A 13,700-nucleotide genomic window follows, 5' to 3' on the forward strand; every position below is an offset into this window, starting at 1 on the left:
CCTCTGCCCCTCTGCCCCTCTGCCCTCCTTGGTGCTTCAGTGGCAGAATTAACCGAATGGGTGCAGCAGCAAGGGCAACCAGCCTATCGGGGAAAACAGCTGCATCAATGGATATACGAAAAAGGCGCAAGAAGTCTTTCGGAAATTACAGTTTTTCCCAAACAATGGCGCGATAATTTGGCTGATATTTCTATTGGTCGATCGACTACACATTATCGATCTGTTGCCCCAGATGAAACAGTTAAATATCTCCTGCAATTAGCCGATAATCAAATAGTCGAAACAGTCGGCATTCCCACAGAAAAACGCTTGACTGTTTGCGTTTCTTCCCAAGTAGGTTGTCCGATGGCGTGCGATTTTTGCGCCACAGGTAAAGGCGGTTTTAAACGTAACCTCGCCAAACATGAAATCATCGACCAAGTTTTGACAGTTCAAGAAGATTTTCAAAGGCGCGTCAGCAACATTGTATTTATGGGCATGGGCGAACCTTTAATAAATCTAGAAAATGTAGTGGGTTCAATTAAATCCCTGAACGAAGATGTGGGTATTGGACAGCGAAATATTACAGTTTCTACTGTGGGTATTCCGGGAAAAATTCGCCAATTAGCCGAGTATCATTTACAAGTTACTTTGGCGGTGAGTTTGCACGCTTCTAACCAAACTTTGCGGGAAAAATTGATTCCGACTGCTAAAAATTACACTTTGGAAAATCTGCTTGATGAATGTCGGGAATATGTCCAAATTACTGGGCGAAGAGTAACTTTTGAATATATCCTGTTGGCAGGGGTGAATGATTTACCGGAACAAGCGGAAGAGTTAGCGAAACATTTGCGCGGTTTCCAAAGTCATGTAAATTTAATTCCTTATAATCCGATTCAAGAAGCAGATTATCAACGCCCAAATGCAAAGCGAATTAGAGCTTTTATGAATGTTCTGCAAAATAAACATATTGCCGTCAGCGTTCGCTATTCTAGAGGCTTGGAAGCTGATGCCGCTTGTGGACAATTAAGGGCGAGTAAGGCTTAATAATGGAACAGTTGAAAACAGAAAGAGAAAAAATGCTTGCGGGTGAGTTGTATGTTGCTGCTGATGCGGAGTTACAAACTTTGCATTTGGAGGCTTGTCGGCTGACTCGTTTGTATAATAATACGGGGGAGGAGGAGAGGGATTTGCGATCGCAACTCCTCCACCAACTATTCGCTAAAGTCGGAAAAAACCCCCAAATTACTCCTAATTTCTATTGCGATTATGGTTGTCACATTTATGCTGGTGACAACTTTTACATGAATTATGGTTGCGTAATTTTAGATTGCAATACAGTGCATATTGGCGATAATGTTATGTGTGCGCCTTATGTGCAAATTTACACAGCTTATCATCCAGTAGACCCGAAAATTCGGTTGACAGGAAAGGAACTCGCTGCACCAATAAAAATCGGTAATAATGTTTGGATTGGTGGTGGGGCAATTATTTGTCCTGGTGTGTCGATCGGCGATAATACTACTATTGGTGCCGGAAGTGTAGTCACAAAAAATATTCCTGAAAATGTAGTTGCTGCGGGAAATCCTTGTCGGGTAATTCGAGAGTTATGATTTTTTGAAGCTCATTTCTGCTGACGTTGTTGTTTGTAGTTGTAGTCTTCGTCGTAATCAATAGTGCCAAAGAGGTCTAATACTTTGAGACACTTGCGACCCTGGATGTATTCGCGCAGTGCTTTGGGACTTGCCAAAAGTTGAGGATTTTTACCACAGATGAACACAGATGAACACAGATGTAAGCTTTGATATTTGGGCTAATTAGCTGCTTTTTCAATTAAATGTCGTGCTACGCTTTGTGTTCCTGTATGCTGATAATAATTGGTTGATACATCTAAAAATGCTGCAACATAATCTAATTTGTCATCAGCAAAATCAATGTACTGTTTTAAGTGACTAACTACGTTTTGTGGCGTTAATTGATGGGATTGCACAAAGTTATTCATCCACCCTTGTACGGCGGCGAAATTTTGTTCCATAAATCCCAACTTTTCGGTTGTACTATTTCCCGGAATCATGCCGCTAATACTTTGAAAAATTGGGTTTTGTTGTAAAGTGGCTGGGTTGATACTAGTCAAGTTTGTATGTACTTTTCTGATAAAATCTGGCCCAAGGGGAACTAACGCATCAACGGAAACTAATGCTGCCATTCGCATTAATGATTGTCCGCTATATTTACTTAAAGCATTGCCAAAAGCTCCAAAGTTGGTAACGGGGATTTGATGAATGGCAGAGAAAGCTAATAACTCAATTACTAATTTTAAACCGAGATCGATGCTTTGAATTACGTCGGATTTGGGTGTTAGTTTATTTAAAAATGAAAGAAAGCTAACTTTTTCACTTAGTTTATTTGCGATCGCGATCGCACCCATCGCGCTATCCGCTGTATCGGCAATTTGGTACAGCCAAATCGCTCTTTGATATCCTTGTGATGGATCGTTATATATTTTTAAGGCCCGATCGCGTATTTTCTTAATCTTATCTTTGTCTTTCTTACCAGTAACCGCCCGAATCATATTATCAAAACCTACTATATTTTCCCACTCCCCAGGCACAACAAAATCTAAACCCTGTAACAAATAAACAGTTGTATTTCTCGCGGGTAAATTATCAATTAATTCATCAATTCCTGTAGTTTGTGGCATAATTTTTCACTCATTCAACTCTCTTTTTAGACAGCCCAAACTCGACAAAAGTTCAAATTTCGCAGAAGTAAAGAGGAGAAGTTAAAGAGATGGGGTAATCAAGTTTTACCTTTTACCTTTTCCCTCTTTTTCCTTCTGCCCTCTGCCTTCTGCCTTCTGCCTTTCTTCCTAAATTTCCGCCGACGCTCTTTCAACCAACCGACGTGCTAAAGTTTGAATTCCTGTATGTTCGTAATAGTTAGTTGAAACATCCAGAAAAGCAGCAAGGTAATCTAATTTATCATCCGCAACATCAATAAAGCTTGATAAATTTTGGGCAACATTTTGCGGTGTTAAATTATGAGAATTGACAAAACCACTCATCCAACCGGAAACTGAATCAAAGCTTTGGAGAATGAAATTCTTTTGTCCTTCAGTATTACCTCCAGGAATTAAATCTTTCACGCTATTAAAGCTTTGATTTTGTTGTAATTCTTGGGGACTCATTGTATTAAATCCAGACAGAACTTTTTGGATAAAATCAGGCCCCAAGGGAATTAAACCATCAAAGCAAACTAACGCCGCCATCCGCATTAAAGACTCGCCGCTATAGTCTCCTAAAGCTCCTAAAAAGTCGCCAATGCTATCACCAGGAATGCCGTTAATTTGACAAAAAGCTACTAATTCCACAACCAATTTTACGGCTAAGTCAATGGTTTGTGCTTTTTCGGCTTTCGGGGTGATTTTATCTAAAAAACCCAATAAGGAAACCTTTTCACCGATTTTATTTGCTAATGCCGCCGTACCCAATAATTTTGAACCACTGGTAACAGTTTGGTACAGCCACAATGCGGTTTGATATCCTTGGGATTTGTCGTTGTATAAAGTAACGGCCCGATCGCCAATTTGTTGAATTATGCTCTCGTCTGTTTCTCCAGTAACAGTGCGAATCGTATTATCAAAACCTACGAGATTTTGCCACTCTCCAGGAATGATAAAATCTAGCGATCGCAACGACATTACTGTTAGTCCACCTGTAGGTAGTTCATTCACCAACTCGAAAATAGGTTTACTCACAACTACTTCCTTGTTTTACTAGTTATTAATTTGAATTTGAGCGCAGACTATTTCAGCGCCGCAATACCACGCAGATTGAATTTTTGCAACCAAGCTTCTCGATCGCTTTGGCTAAAAGATGGATCGCGAGATTGGACTTTTACCTGATAGCGATCGGCAACTAACACAGCTGTTCCATTACTACCAATATTAGCCGCTGGATAACCAGCAATTGTTTTCCCACTACTTTGGAATTTCTGCTTTGCTGTAGGGGTATTCAGCGTATCAGAAACAGAAAGCACAGCCACATCTTTACCATCTTTTTTCAACTTGTATTCGGCAAAACCTTTTTTCTCCTGGGCTGGTACTACTTGATAGCCACCACCAGATTTAGGAAAATATTTATTAAACTGTGAGCCTTGGGTAGACTCTTTGACTACTGCCGGAGTAGCGTTTCTACCCGTACTCGCATTTTGGGCTTGCTGATAGCGCGAAGGAGCTTGTGTTGCACAGGAAGACACCAGCAACAACAAGCCAAGTAAAAACGGAGCCAAAATTCTCTGGATTTTTGCAAAATTCATCGCTTTTTACCTAACTATAGGCCGCACGTTCCATATTGTCACCTATATTTTGGCAAATTGTCATAACTTTTAGTAGAATCAATTTGCCCCCAATTCTATTAGATACCTACTCAATGCTCATACAACCATCAATTGTTAAGATCTTTTCCCAGAAATTGAGAAATTTTGATAAAGCTTAACGATTTATCTGGAAAAAGTTCCGGATTTTAGGCACACTAACATTAAAGTCTGCATTTTGCTGTTAGTTAAGATTGTTACTTAACCATTGAAATTATGTATTCTGAGGTAATTGTCTTGAAAGAAACTACCTTGATTCAAGTACCACCACGCTTAACTGTATTAGAAGCTGTGGAATTTAGGAAAACCTGTCACGAACTATGTCAAGCAGATACTCCACCTGACAAAATTATTTTCGATTTTAGTCATACTACTTTTATGGATAGTAGTGGTTTAGGTGCTTTAGTTAGCAATTTTAAACTGACAAAAGACAAGGGGATAGAACTACTATTACGAGACGTGCGTCCGCAAGTCATGGCAGTTTTATCTCTGACTGGACTGAATGAAGTTTTGCCGATAGAACAAACTGTCAGCACAGAAGCAGAAAAAACTACCGATAAAAGTGAAATTGTACCCCCTCCTACTCATCCTTCTATCTATTCTTGGATTAAGCGATCGCTTGATGTTGTAGGAGCAATAGTAGGTTTAGTAATTACAGCTATTTTATTTATTCCCATTGCCATTGCGATTAAATTAGACAGTCCGGGGCCAATTTTCTTCGGACAAATACGCTGTGGTTGGATGGGCAAAAAATTTCGGATGTGGAAATTTCGTTCCATGTGTGTCAATGCCGAACAGATGAAATCACAAGTCAAAAACCAACTTGCTGGGCCATTATTCAAAAACGATAACGATCCGCGAATTACAAAAGTAGGTCGATTTTTACGAAAAACTAGTTTAGATGAAATCCCGCAGTTTTGGAATGTTTTAATTGGGGAAATGAGTTTAGTGGGAACTAGACCACCTACGCCCGATGAAGTGGAAAAGTATGATGTCCCTGAATGGCAGCGTTTAGATGTAAAACCAGGTATGACTGGGGAATGGCAAGTAAACGGCAGGTCACAAATTAAGAATTTTGAAGATGTCATTCGTTTGGATTTGAAATATCAAGAAAATTGGAGTCTCATATATGACCTGAAGTTGATTTTCAAAACTATCTTCATTGTATTTAACAGAAATAGCGGTGCTTATTAGCAGGCAGAAGGCTCCAAGATAGAAAGGAAGAAAGCTTTTCGGTTGAGCTTTTTACGTTTTTTAAACTGATTGGTTATTTCTGCCGCACTGCACTATTTTGAGTGCCAAATTATTCTTGATGTTGCAGGGTCAGTACAGGACAGAGAGAATTATGCAGCACATAGCTACTCACGCTGCCATGAATGGCATCTTTAATGTCATAGTTAGCTCGTCGTCCCATTACTATTAAATCAGCACCCCAAGTTCGAGCTAAATCACAAATGTTCAACTTGGGGTCGCCAAAATTTTGGGTCATCTCAGCTTTAATACCCATTGCGATCGCTTGCACCAAATGCGATCGCAATAACTCCAAGCTTTGACTTTCAAACTTCTCTCGCTGTTTTAAATAAGTAGTAATAGTTTCCTGATGGGTAAAAGTTTGGGAGTTGTTAATTATCTGAATCCTCATGTTGGGATAACCTTCCTCAAAAGGACTGAGGACGTGCAACAGCATTAATTCCGCATTACTGGCTTTAGCCATAAACAAAGCTGCTGCCAGAATATGATTGCTCGTTTCCAAAGAATCAATTGCCACCAGAATCTTTTTAAACATAACTCAAGCTTTTTGACGGGTTTTGTCGGCAAAAGGTTTTTTACCGATTCAAGCATAAGCCAAAAATTAAATCCTCAAGGATAAAAGAAAAGATTATTGATTTTTTTAACAGCAAGCAAAAATCAATTAACCTTTATCCTTAATAAGAAAAAACGCTCTAGCAGAAATACCCGCTAGAGCAATGCCTTTGTAGAGACTGTAGAGACGCAAATCTCTCAGATTAAACTTTAGTTATCAGTTGCCACTTTCCATTTTGGCGATGTCAAGCAGCGTCTTGATCACTGAGTCAGGGTTCAAGCTGATCGAATCAATTCCTTGTTCCACCAAGAAGCGGGCAAACTCTGGATAGTCAGAAGGTGCTTGACCACAAATACCAATCTTGCGATCGTTCTTTTTGGCTTTTTCAATCACCAACCGTACCATTTCTTTCACGCCAGGGTTGCGTTCGTCGAAGATGTGAGCAACTAAAGCGGAGTCACGGTCTAATCCCAATGTTAACTGGGTTAGGTCGTTAGAACCGATCGAGAACCCATCAAACACTTGACTAAACTCGTCTGCCATGATTACGTTATTGGGAATTTCGCACATCACGTAGACTTGCAAGCCATTTTCGCCCCGTTTCAAACCGTATTTTTCCATTTCCGCCAATACCTTGCGTCCTTCATCAGGAGTGCGGCAGAACGGAATCATCGGAATCACGTTGGTTAAACCCATTTCGTCGCGTACCCGTTTCAGGGCAATACATTCTAAACCGTAAGCTTCGCGATAATTTGGATCGTAGTAACGAGAAGCACCACGCCAACCGATCATCGGGTTTTCTTCTTTCGGCTCAAATTCTCGTCCACCGAGCAAGTTAGCGTATTCATTGCTCTTGAAGTCAGACATCCGCAGCACCACTGGTTTCGGATAGAATGCAGCCGCAATCATCCCGATACCATGAGCTAGTTTGTCTACGAAGAAGTCAGCTTTATTTTCGTAGAGAGCGGTTAATTGTTGAATTTCCCACTTCGCTGCTTTATCTTCTAATTGGTCAAACTTCAACAATGCCAATGGATGACATTTAATGTGATTGGCGATAATGAATTCTAAGCGAGCTAGACCAACACCATCACAAGGAATCGAGGATAAACCAAAAGCTTCTTCTGGATTACCAACGTTCATCAAAATCTTGGTCTTGATTTGCGGTAGGTTATCCAGTTGAGTTTCGATAATTTCAAAAGGTACTAAACCTTCGTAAACCCGTCCTTCTTCACCTTCTGCACAAGATACGGTAACTTCTTGACCAGATTTGAGCAAACCAGTAGCGTTTCCACAACCTACGATCGCAGGGATACCCATTTCACGAGCGATAATCGCTGCGTGGCAAGTGCGTCCACCTTGGTTGGTAACGATCGCACTAGCTTTCTTCATGATAGGTTCCCAATCCGGGTCAGTCTTGTTGGTAACTAAGACTTCACCAGCTTGGAATTGATCGAGATTATGCACATCCAGAATCACCCGCGCCTTACCTTGACCGATCATTTCTCCCACAGCACGTCCGGTAGTCAATACATTGCCTGTGCCATTCAGTTTGAAATTACGCAGAATGCTACCAGATTTTTGTGATTGAACCGTTTCTGGACGAGCTTGAACAATATAAAGTCCACCATTTAAACCATCTTTTGCCCATTCAATGTCCATCGGCGTATAAGTACCGCGAACTGCTGAATAGTGGTCTTCAATTATGCAAGCCCATTTGCCCAGGGTGAGAATTTCGTCATCACTCAGAGCGAATTTAACTCTTTCTGATTGAGCAACTGATACATTTTTCGTCAGTTTAGTACCGCCGACATCGTAGATCATTTTGATCTCTTTGGTACCCAAACGTTTTTCCAAAATTGGGCGATATCCGTCTTTTAAAGTCGGTTTGAAAACGAAATATTCATCAGGGTTAACCGCACCTTGAACTACGTTTTCACCTAAACCATAAGCGGCTGTAACTAAAGCTGCATTCTTGAATCCGGTTTCGGTGTCAATCGAGAACATAACACCAGAAGAAGCTAAGTCAGAACGCACCATTTTTTGTACGCCTACTGACAAGGCAACTTCAAAATGATCGAAGTTTTTGATAGTACGATAAGAAATAGCACGATCGGTAAAAATAGAAGCAAAACATCTATGGCAAGCTTCTAAAACTGATCTAACTCCATGTACATTCAAATAAGTTTCTTGTTGACCTGCAAAACTCGCATCTGGCAAGTCTTCAGCAGTCGCAGAAGAACGAACAGCCACGTCAACATCTTGACTTTGAGATTCGCACTGTTCTTTGGCTTCACCTTCAAATCGATCGCAGATATCTTTATTGTAACCGTAGCGTTCGCAGAGTTTTTGATATGCAGATGCGATCGCAGCTTGTAAATCTGGTGGGAATGGGGTATCAAGGATTAAAGCCCGTGCTTGTTTGCCACGTTCTCTTAAATTATTAACATCCTCTACATCTAAATCCGAAAAAATTTGCCGTAGCTTTTCTTCTAATCCAGCGCCTTTAATAAAGTACCGATAAGCATAAGCCGTTGTCGCAAAACCCGTGGGAACATTTATTCCTTTGGGAGTCAATTCTTGAATCATTTCTCCCAGAGAGGCATTCTTTCCACCTACTAAGGGAATATCAGCAATTCCTACTTCTTCAAACCACAGAACTAACGCCTTGTCTTTAGATTCCGGTGATGTTTTTTGTTGTAGAGCAGTAACCATAATTCATTTCCTTCACGCTCCATAATTATCAGGATAAACATCACTTTGTCGTTTATCACCAAATGCAGAAATTCTTTATAATCTTCTCCTGTTACTAACTTTTTCCTCCCTTTAGTTACGAAAGTAAAAAAATTAAAATTTCCTACTTTTCAACCTTGTTTCTCCTCAACAACCACCTATACATAACTTCATAAAAACCAGGCATTACTTTGGTAATTGTTAACTAACCATTGAGACTACACTAGGATACGTATTGAATTATCTCTATCTCCTTGACCCCCGACGTAAGGCGAGGAAAGAAAAAAATCTAGCCTTAGTTCCAGCCCCCAGATTCATCTGTAGACATCTCCAAAAAAGTAGAGACGTTGTATACAACGTCTCTACAAGGCTTGCAAGTAACGCACATTTAATTTCTGGAGATGTCTAATAAACCGCTACCAGTTTGGGACAGATTCATTGGTTGAGTACCCACATTATCCTTAGAAGCCCCGTTAAATTGGAAAGTTAAGGATTTACCATCCACAAAACCCTTACCCGACATCGAATTGATAGAACTAAATGAGCCATAAGAAACGGTAACTTCCCCCGAAGCATCAGCATTACCACAATTAGTCAGCGCAATGGTTAAACTATCTTCAGTTTGGGAAATTAACTGACCACCAAATCGTATTGTTCCTCTACCATCAGAATAAGTTAATCCTAAATCAACACTTCCCATTGGTCGAACTATCACTGACGCACCTTCAATACCTCTAGTGCGACGATTACCAATATTTAGTCTCCCCCTACCCCTCTGAATCAAATTCAGCTCACTCGTCTGTGCTACAACGGGAAAAGATTCAACAACAGGGATAGCCGTTTGGTTTGCTTGCACTCCCAACCAAGGAAAAACTAAACTAGTCAAAACAATAGCCGCTTTCTGAAATTTACTCATTATCTAACTTCTCCCGATAATTTAACTCTAAGCAAAAGCAATTATAATAACAATCAACTTCATGACCAATTTGCCATATTAAAGTTTTAAATTCTACAGTTATAAATGTTCTCTCTGTTTTAACCAAAAATGAGCTATTTAGAAACGACTGCAAAATTTTACACTGAAGTAGCAGAACAACCACAAGTTGGTCTATGTTGCGTGCAAAGTAGTCCCGTGCAATTCCCCGGATTGAAAATTCCCCGGCAAATGCAGGAAATGAACTATGGTTGTGGTACTACTGTTCATCCCACAGAATTAGCAGGTGAACCAACTGTACTTTATGTAGGTGTTGGTGGCGGTTTAGAAGCTTTACAATTTGCTTATTTTTGTCGTCGTCTGGGTGCAGTAATTGCCGTTGACCCTGTAGAAGCTATGCGCCAAGCAGCTACTCGAAATTTAGAAATTGCTGCTCAAATAAATCCTTGGTTTGATGTTAGTTTTGTCGAAATTCGTCCAGGTGATGCTTTTACTCTTCCAGTTGCCGATGCTTCTGTGGATGTAGTAGCGCAAAATTGTTTGTTTAACATTTTTGAACCAGCTGATTTAACTAAAGCTCTCCAAGAAGCTTATCGGGTTTTAAAACCTGGTGGACGCTTAATTATGAGTGACCCCATTGCTACCAGTCCAATCCCCGAACATTTACGACAAGACGAACGTTTGCGAGCTATGTGTTTGTCCGGTGCGTTAACTTATGAAGAGTATACTCAACATTTAGTTGATGTCGGATTTGGACAAGTAGAAATTCGCGCCAAGCGTCCCTACAGAGTTTTAGATTGTCAAACTTATAATCTCTCAGAACCGTTACTTTTAGAAAGTCTCGATTCGGTAGCTTTTAAAGTGTTAATCCCGGAAGATGGGGCTTGTATTTTTACAGGTAAAACAGCAATCTATGTTGGTGCAGAAGAGTTTTTTGATGACTCGGCTGGACATTTACTACAACGCGGTGTCCCCGCCGCAGTTTGTGATAAAACTGCTAAAAATTTGGGTTCATTACCTGGTAAGGAAATTTTAATTACTGATTCTACTTGGCATTACACTGGCGGTGGTTGTTGTTAATTATTTCTGCAAGTAAAGGTTAAAGAATTTAGTGGAACGGTGCGTTACGTTACTACTAACGCACCCTACCTAAGTTTTGTTACTCTATAATTTAGTTAGGCAATTTCTAGGGAATAAAAATGCTTCAGTCAAGTTCGGAAAAGTTAGCGGTGCCAACTTTTAGGAAAAAACTAAGTGCGCCATTGACTAAAAATAAAATTAGCGTTTTACAAATAAATTTAGGTAAACGCTGTAACCTAGCTTGCACTCATTGTCATGTGGAGGCTGGGCCAAAACGAACTGAAGATCTTTCGCCAGAAATTTGCCAGCAATTAATTGAATTAATTTATAAATTTCCCCAAATTAAGATAGTTGATTTAACTGGCGGTGCGCCGGAAATGAACTATGGTTTTAAGCCACTGGTAGAGGCAGCTAAAGAAACAGGAAAACAAGTAATTGTGAGGTCTAATCTCACCATTTATTTTGTTGAAGGGTTTACCGATATTCCCGAATATTGTGCTGAACATCAACTGAGAATTGTTGCTTCTTTACCTTGTTATTTACAAGATAATGTGGATAAAATGCGCGGCAAAGGGGTTTATGATGCTTCAATTCAGGCGTTGCAATGGTTGAATAAGTTGGGTTATGGTAAAGATCCGAATTTGATTCTGGATTTAGTTTATAATCCCCAAGTCCCTAGTACAGAGAAGTTTTCCTTAACTCCGAGTCAGGACAAGTTAGAAAAAGATTACAAAATGTTCTTACGAGAACATTTTGATATTTGTTTTAATAGCTTGTTCACCATTACTAATTTACCGATCGGCAGAACCAAGCTACATTTAGAACGGCAAAAGCTGTATAATCCCTATCTACATTTCTTGGAGTCAAATTTTAACCCAGGTACGATCGCACATCTCATGTGCCGAGATGAGTTATCTATTGACTATTTGGGTAACGTTTATGACTGTGACTTTAACCAAATGGAAAACCTAAGAGCAAAAACTCCTGATGGCGAAACCTTGACAGTGGCGAAGTTATTAGCAGCGGGAAGTTTAGATTTAATTGAACAAGTGCTGACAGCAAATTATTGTTATGGTTGTACAGCTGGTTGTGGTTCTAGTTGTGGCGGCGCTTTAGTCGAAAAATGATTTGGATGAAAGCAGAAGATGGCGATTACACTTTATTTATTCCCAGTTTTTACACCTATACAATTGGCTCTTCACCACCCCTATAAGGAAATGAAAATATTAACTTAATTTGTCATTAATTGTTTTTGAGATGTTTTCCTTTTGATTTGTTGTAGTAGGATTGCCAAACATACATCCGTTAAGTTATGAAATTGCGGTCTACTTTTTAGAAAATTTTCCATTGTTTCTCGTTGATCTAAATAGATGTTTGTGGTGATTACTTTAGTTTTTCCAAACTTTTCTATTGACGACAACGGCTGCAAATTTTTCCAGTCGCAATTGTCGATCGCATCTCGAAAGAACTCAGTCGCCGTGTAACTTGACTTAAGATATCTTTGCGATCGCTCTGTTTTGGTCAAGCTTCTTAGATATTCTGCGATTGCTGGTGGTGCATTAATACTCAAGGGTATTTTTTTGCGATTGCTGGCTTTGGCATTTGGATTTGCTCCTTTGCTAAACGCTGTCACTGATAAGGGGCTTTCAACCCAATCTTGCGGTTTCTTGTATTTTTTCCAGTTGTACTTTTCTATTAACGCTTCAATTGCATTTCTGACAATTACAGCATCGCTGTGCAACCCTTCGGTGCTGGCTACAAGCCGATCTATCTTTAATAGATCTGAGTCCTGGAGATATAAGGTTACAGTCGTTTTTTCCTCTTTTATTCCTATCCCTTCAATCTTTATTTTCTCTGGTGATTGTTCTAAAATAGATAATCCTTCCCGAAATAATCTTAATTTATCGTTAGGATTCCAACTGTTCTGTTGTAAGGCATCCCTAAGCCTAGTTGAAGTAAAGTAACGCTTGGTCTTTTTCGATCCTACGACTTCGTATATTTCTTTAGTTTTCCATTCGTATTTTTTTATTAGAATTTCTATGGCATTTTGTATTATTTCGGGGTATGTGGCTTTATGTTGAATTGCTATCGCTTCGATTAATTCAAAATCTTTTGCAGTTAATCCATAAAAAGCCGTGACAATTCTTTTGCTACATCCGATTTTTTCCACGCGAAATTCTTGAGGATTATTTTTTAAAATTTTCAACCCTTCCCTTAATTTTTCTGTCTTTTCTATTGGAGAATTAGTGTTATTCTTTATGCAGTCTCGTTGCATTCTCGTACAGGTAAATTGTCTTCCAGCCATTTCTTTATATTTACTATTGCTTCAGTTGCAATTTATATGTTAGCCTATTTGAAAGGCAGTGAAACCGAGCGATTCTACTGCTCGGAGTGGAGATAGCTATATATCCCCTATTATCAAGCATTTCAGCAATCCCCCGATCAGCGGCTAGCAAGCCATTAGAGAGGCTTTATCCTTCCTAGATGCCTCTCCTAACCCTGATTTTGGATGCCCTTAAAAGGCCCAAATTTTGGAGTATTTTCCTTTTAGTTTTTTAATAGAGAGGTAATAATATGTCTGATAGAAAGCTTGAATTAATCGTCAACCGAGAGAATTATCCTGAGATCGACGAGCTTATCGATCGGCTAGGTGGTGAAATTTTGATGGCGATAGCTCAAAGAAAGATGACTGTCGCCGATCTCCCGGAACCTTATCAACGGGTCTTGGATGCGATCGACCGATGGGAAGTCGAGATTAAGGGTAGGGAGAGTTGAAGAAGTGGGGGGGAACAAGAG

At 39.8% G+C, this 13,700-nt stretch carries 13 protein-coding genes; 6 read left to right on the forward strand and 7 right to left on the reverse strand.

Going from position 1 to position 13,700, the window contains the following annotated elements:
• Nucleotides 1-3 precede the first annotated feature (3 nt).
• Together rlmN and IQ264_RS27370 are read left to right on the forward strand one after the other, a co-directional pair.
• Nucleotides 4-1,026 carry a 23S rRNA (adenine(2503)-C(2))-methyltransferase RlmN gene (gene rlmN, locus IQ264_RS27365; RefSeq protein WP_193984904.1) on the forward strand — a complete coding sequence of 341 codons (1,023 nt, stop codon included), beginning with the start codon at nt 4-6 and terminating at the stop codon, nt 1,024-1,026.
• A 2-nt stretch (nt 1,027-1,028) separates the two neighbouring features.
• Nucleotides 1,029-1,592: a sugar O-acetyltransferase gene (locus IQ264_RS27370; RefSeq protein WP_322744818.1), complete on the forward strand. Its 564-nt coding sequence runs from the start codon at nt 1,029-1,031 to the stop codon at nt 1,590-1,592.
• Between the two features lie 200 nt (nt 1,593-1,792).
• Here the strand turns inward: IQ264_RS27370 and IQ264_RS27375 are convergent, their stop codons facing one another.
• The 3 genes from IQ264_RS27375 to IQ264_RS27385 form a co-directional block, all read right to left on the reverse strand.
• Entirely contained in the window at nt 1,793-2,680 is an 888-nt protein-coding gene (locus IQ264_RS27375) for a hypothetical protein (RefSeq protein ID WP_193984881.1), read from the reverse strand.
• Nucleotides 2,681-2,848: 168 nt separating this feature from the next.
• Entirely contained in the window at nt 2,849-3,736 is an 888-nt protein-coding gene (locus IQ264_RS27380; RefSeq protein ID WP_193984883.1) for a hypothetical protein, read from the reverse strand.
• Between the two features lie 47 nt (nt 3,737-3,783).
• Nucleotides 3,784-4,296: a hypothetical protein gene (locus tag IQ264_RS27385; RefSeq protein ID WP_193984885.1), complete on the reverse strand. Its 513-nt coding sequence runs from the start codon at nt 4,294-4,296 to the stop codon at nt 3,784-3,786.
• A 273-nt stretch (nt 4,297-4,569) separates the two neighbouring features.
• Between IQ264_RS27385 and IQ264_RS27390 the strand changes: the two genes are divergently transcribed.
• A complete protein-coding gene (locus tag IQ264_RS27390; protein ID WP_193984888.1) occupies nt 4,570-5,547 on the forward strand; it encodes an exopolysaccharide biosynthesis polyprenyl glycosylphosphotransferase in 978 nt (325 codons plus the stop codon).
• 109 nt (nt 5,548-5,656) lie between these two features.
• Here the strand turns inward: IQ264_RS27390 and IQ264_RS27395 are convergent, their stop codons facing one another.
• The 3 genes from IQ264_RS27395 to IQ264_RS27405 form a co-directional block, all read right to left on the reverse strand.
• The gene (locus IQ264_RS27395; protein WP_193984890.1) at nt 5,657-6,139 is read right to left on the reverse strand and encodes a universal stress protein; all 483 of its coding nucleotides are present in this window, start codon (nt 6,137-6,139) and stop codon (nt 5,657-5,659) included.
• 234 nt (nt 6,140-6,373) lie between these two features.
• The gene (gene ppsA / locus IQ264_RS27400; RefSeq protein ID WP_193984892.1) at nt 6,374-8,872 is read right to left on the reverse strand and encodes a phosphoenolpyruvate synthase; all 2,499 of its coding nucleotides are present in this window, start codon (nt 8,870-8,872) and stop codon (nt 6,374-6,376) included.
• Nucleotides 8,873-9,278: 406 nt separating this feature from the next.
• A complete protein-coding gene (locus IQ264_RS27405) occupies nt 9,279-9,806 on the reverse strand; it encodes a hypothetical protein (protein ID WP_193984894.1) in 528 nt (175 codons plus the stop codon).
• A 129-nt stretch (nt 9,807-9,935) separates the two neighbouring features.
• Between IQ264_RS27405 and arsM the strand changes: the two genes are divergently transcribed.
• Both arsM and arsS read left to right on the forward strand, forming a co-directional pair.
• Nucleotides 9,936-10,904 (forward strand): arsenosugar biosynthesis arsenite methyltransferase ArsM, encoded by a 969-nt coding sequence (gene arsM / locus IQ264_RS27410; RefSeq protein ID WP_193984896.1) that lies wholly within the window; start codon nt 9,936-9,938, stop codon nt 10,902-10,904.
• A gap of 119 nt (nt 10,905-11,023) precedes the next feature.
• Nucleotides 11,024-12,031, forward strand: coding sequence for an arsenosugar biosynthesis radical SAM (seleno)protein ArsS (arsS, locus tag IQ264_RS27415; RefSeq protein WP_193984898.1), 1,008 nt, complete (start codon nt 11,024-11,026; stop codon nt 12,029-12,031).
• Between the two features lie 104 nt (nt 12,032-12,135).
• Here arsS and IQ264_RS27420 read toward each other — a convergent pair whose 3' ends face one another.
• The gene (locus IQ264_RS27420) at nt 12,136-13,209 is read right to left on the reverse strand and encodes a hypothetical protein (RefSeq protein WP_193984900.1); all 1,074 of its coding nucleotides are present in this window, start codon (nt 13,207-13,209) and stop codon (nt 12,136-12,138) included.
• A 269-nt stretch (nt 13,210-13,478) separates the two neighbouring features.
• Between IQ264_RS27420 and IQ264_RS27425 the strand changes: the two genes are divergently transcribed.
• Nucleotides 13,479-13,679, forward strand: a complete 201-nt coding sequence (locus tag IQ264_RS27425; protein WP_193984902.1) for a hypothetical protein — start codon at nt 13,479-13,481, stop codon at nt 13,677-13,679.
• Nucleotides 13,680-13,700 lie beyond the last annotated feature (21 nt).

This window comes from [Phormidium] sp. LEGE 05292 (assembly GCF_015207735.1).
Taxonomy (GTDB): Bacteria; Cyanobacteriota; Cyanobacteriia; order Cyanobacteriales; family Aerosakkonemataceae; genus Floridanema.

Bases quoted from the DNA above. Each gene is read 5' to 3' on its own strand.
- IQ264_RS27370 (WP_322744818.1), top strand. From the start codon at position 1,029: ATGGAACAGTTGAAAACAGAAAGAGAAAAAATGCTTGCGGGTGAGTTG.
- IQ264_RS27375 (WP_193984881.1), bottom strand. From the start codon at position 2,680: ATGCCACAAACTACAGGAATTGATGAATTAATTGATAATTTACCCGCG.
- IQ264_RS27385 (WP_193984885.1), bottom strand. From the start codon at position 4,296: ATGAATTTTGCAAAAATCCAGAGAATTTTGGCTCCGTTTTTACTTGGC.
- IQ264_RS27390 (WP_193984888.1), top strand. From the start codon at position 4,570: ATGTATTCTGAGGTAATTGTCTTGAAAGAAACTACCTTGATTCAAGTA.
- IQ264_RS27395 (WP_193984890.1), bottom strand. From the start codon at position 6,139: ATGTTTAAAAAGATTCTGGTGGCAATTGATTCTTTGGAAACGAGCAAT.
- ppsA (WP_193984892.1), bottom strand. From the start codon at position 8,872: ATGGTTACTGCTCTACAACAAAAAACATCACCGGAATCTAAAGACAAG.
- IQ264_RS27405 (WP_193984894.1), bottom strand. From the start codon at position 9,806: ATGAGTAAATTTCAGAAAGCGGCTATTGTTTTGACTAGTTTAGTTTTT.
- arsM (WP_193984896.1), top strand. From the start codon at position 9,936: ATGAGCTATTTAGAAACGACTGCAAAATTTTACACTGAAGTAGCAGAA.
- arsS (WP_193984898.1), top strand. From the start codon at position 11,024: ATGCTTCAGTCAAGTTCGGAAAAGTTAGCGGTGCCAACTTTTAGGAAA.
- IQ264_RS27420 (WP_193984900.1), bottom strand. From the start codon at position 13,209: ATGGCTGGAAGACAATTTACCTGTACGAGAATGCAACGAGACTGCATA.
- IQ264_RS27425 (WP_193984902.1), top strand. From the start codon at position 13,479: ATGTCTGATAGAAAGCTTGAATTAATCGTCAACCGAGAGAATTATCCT.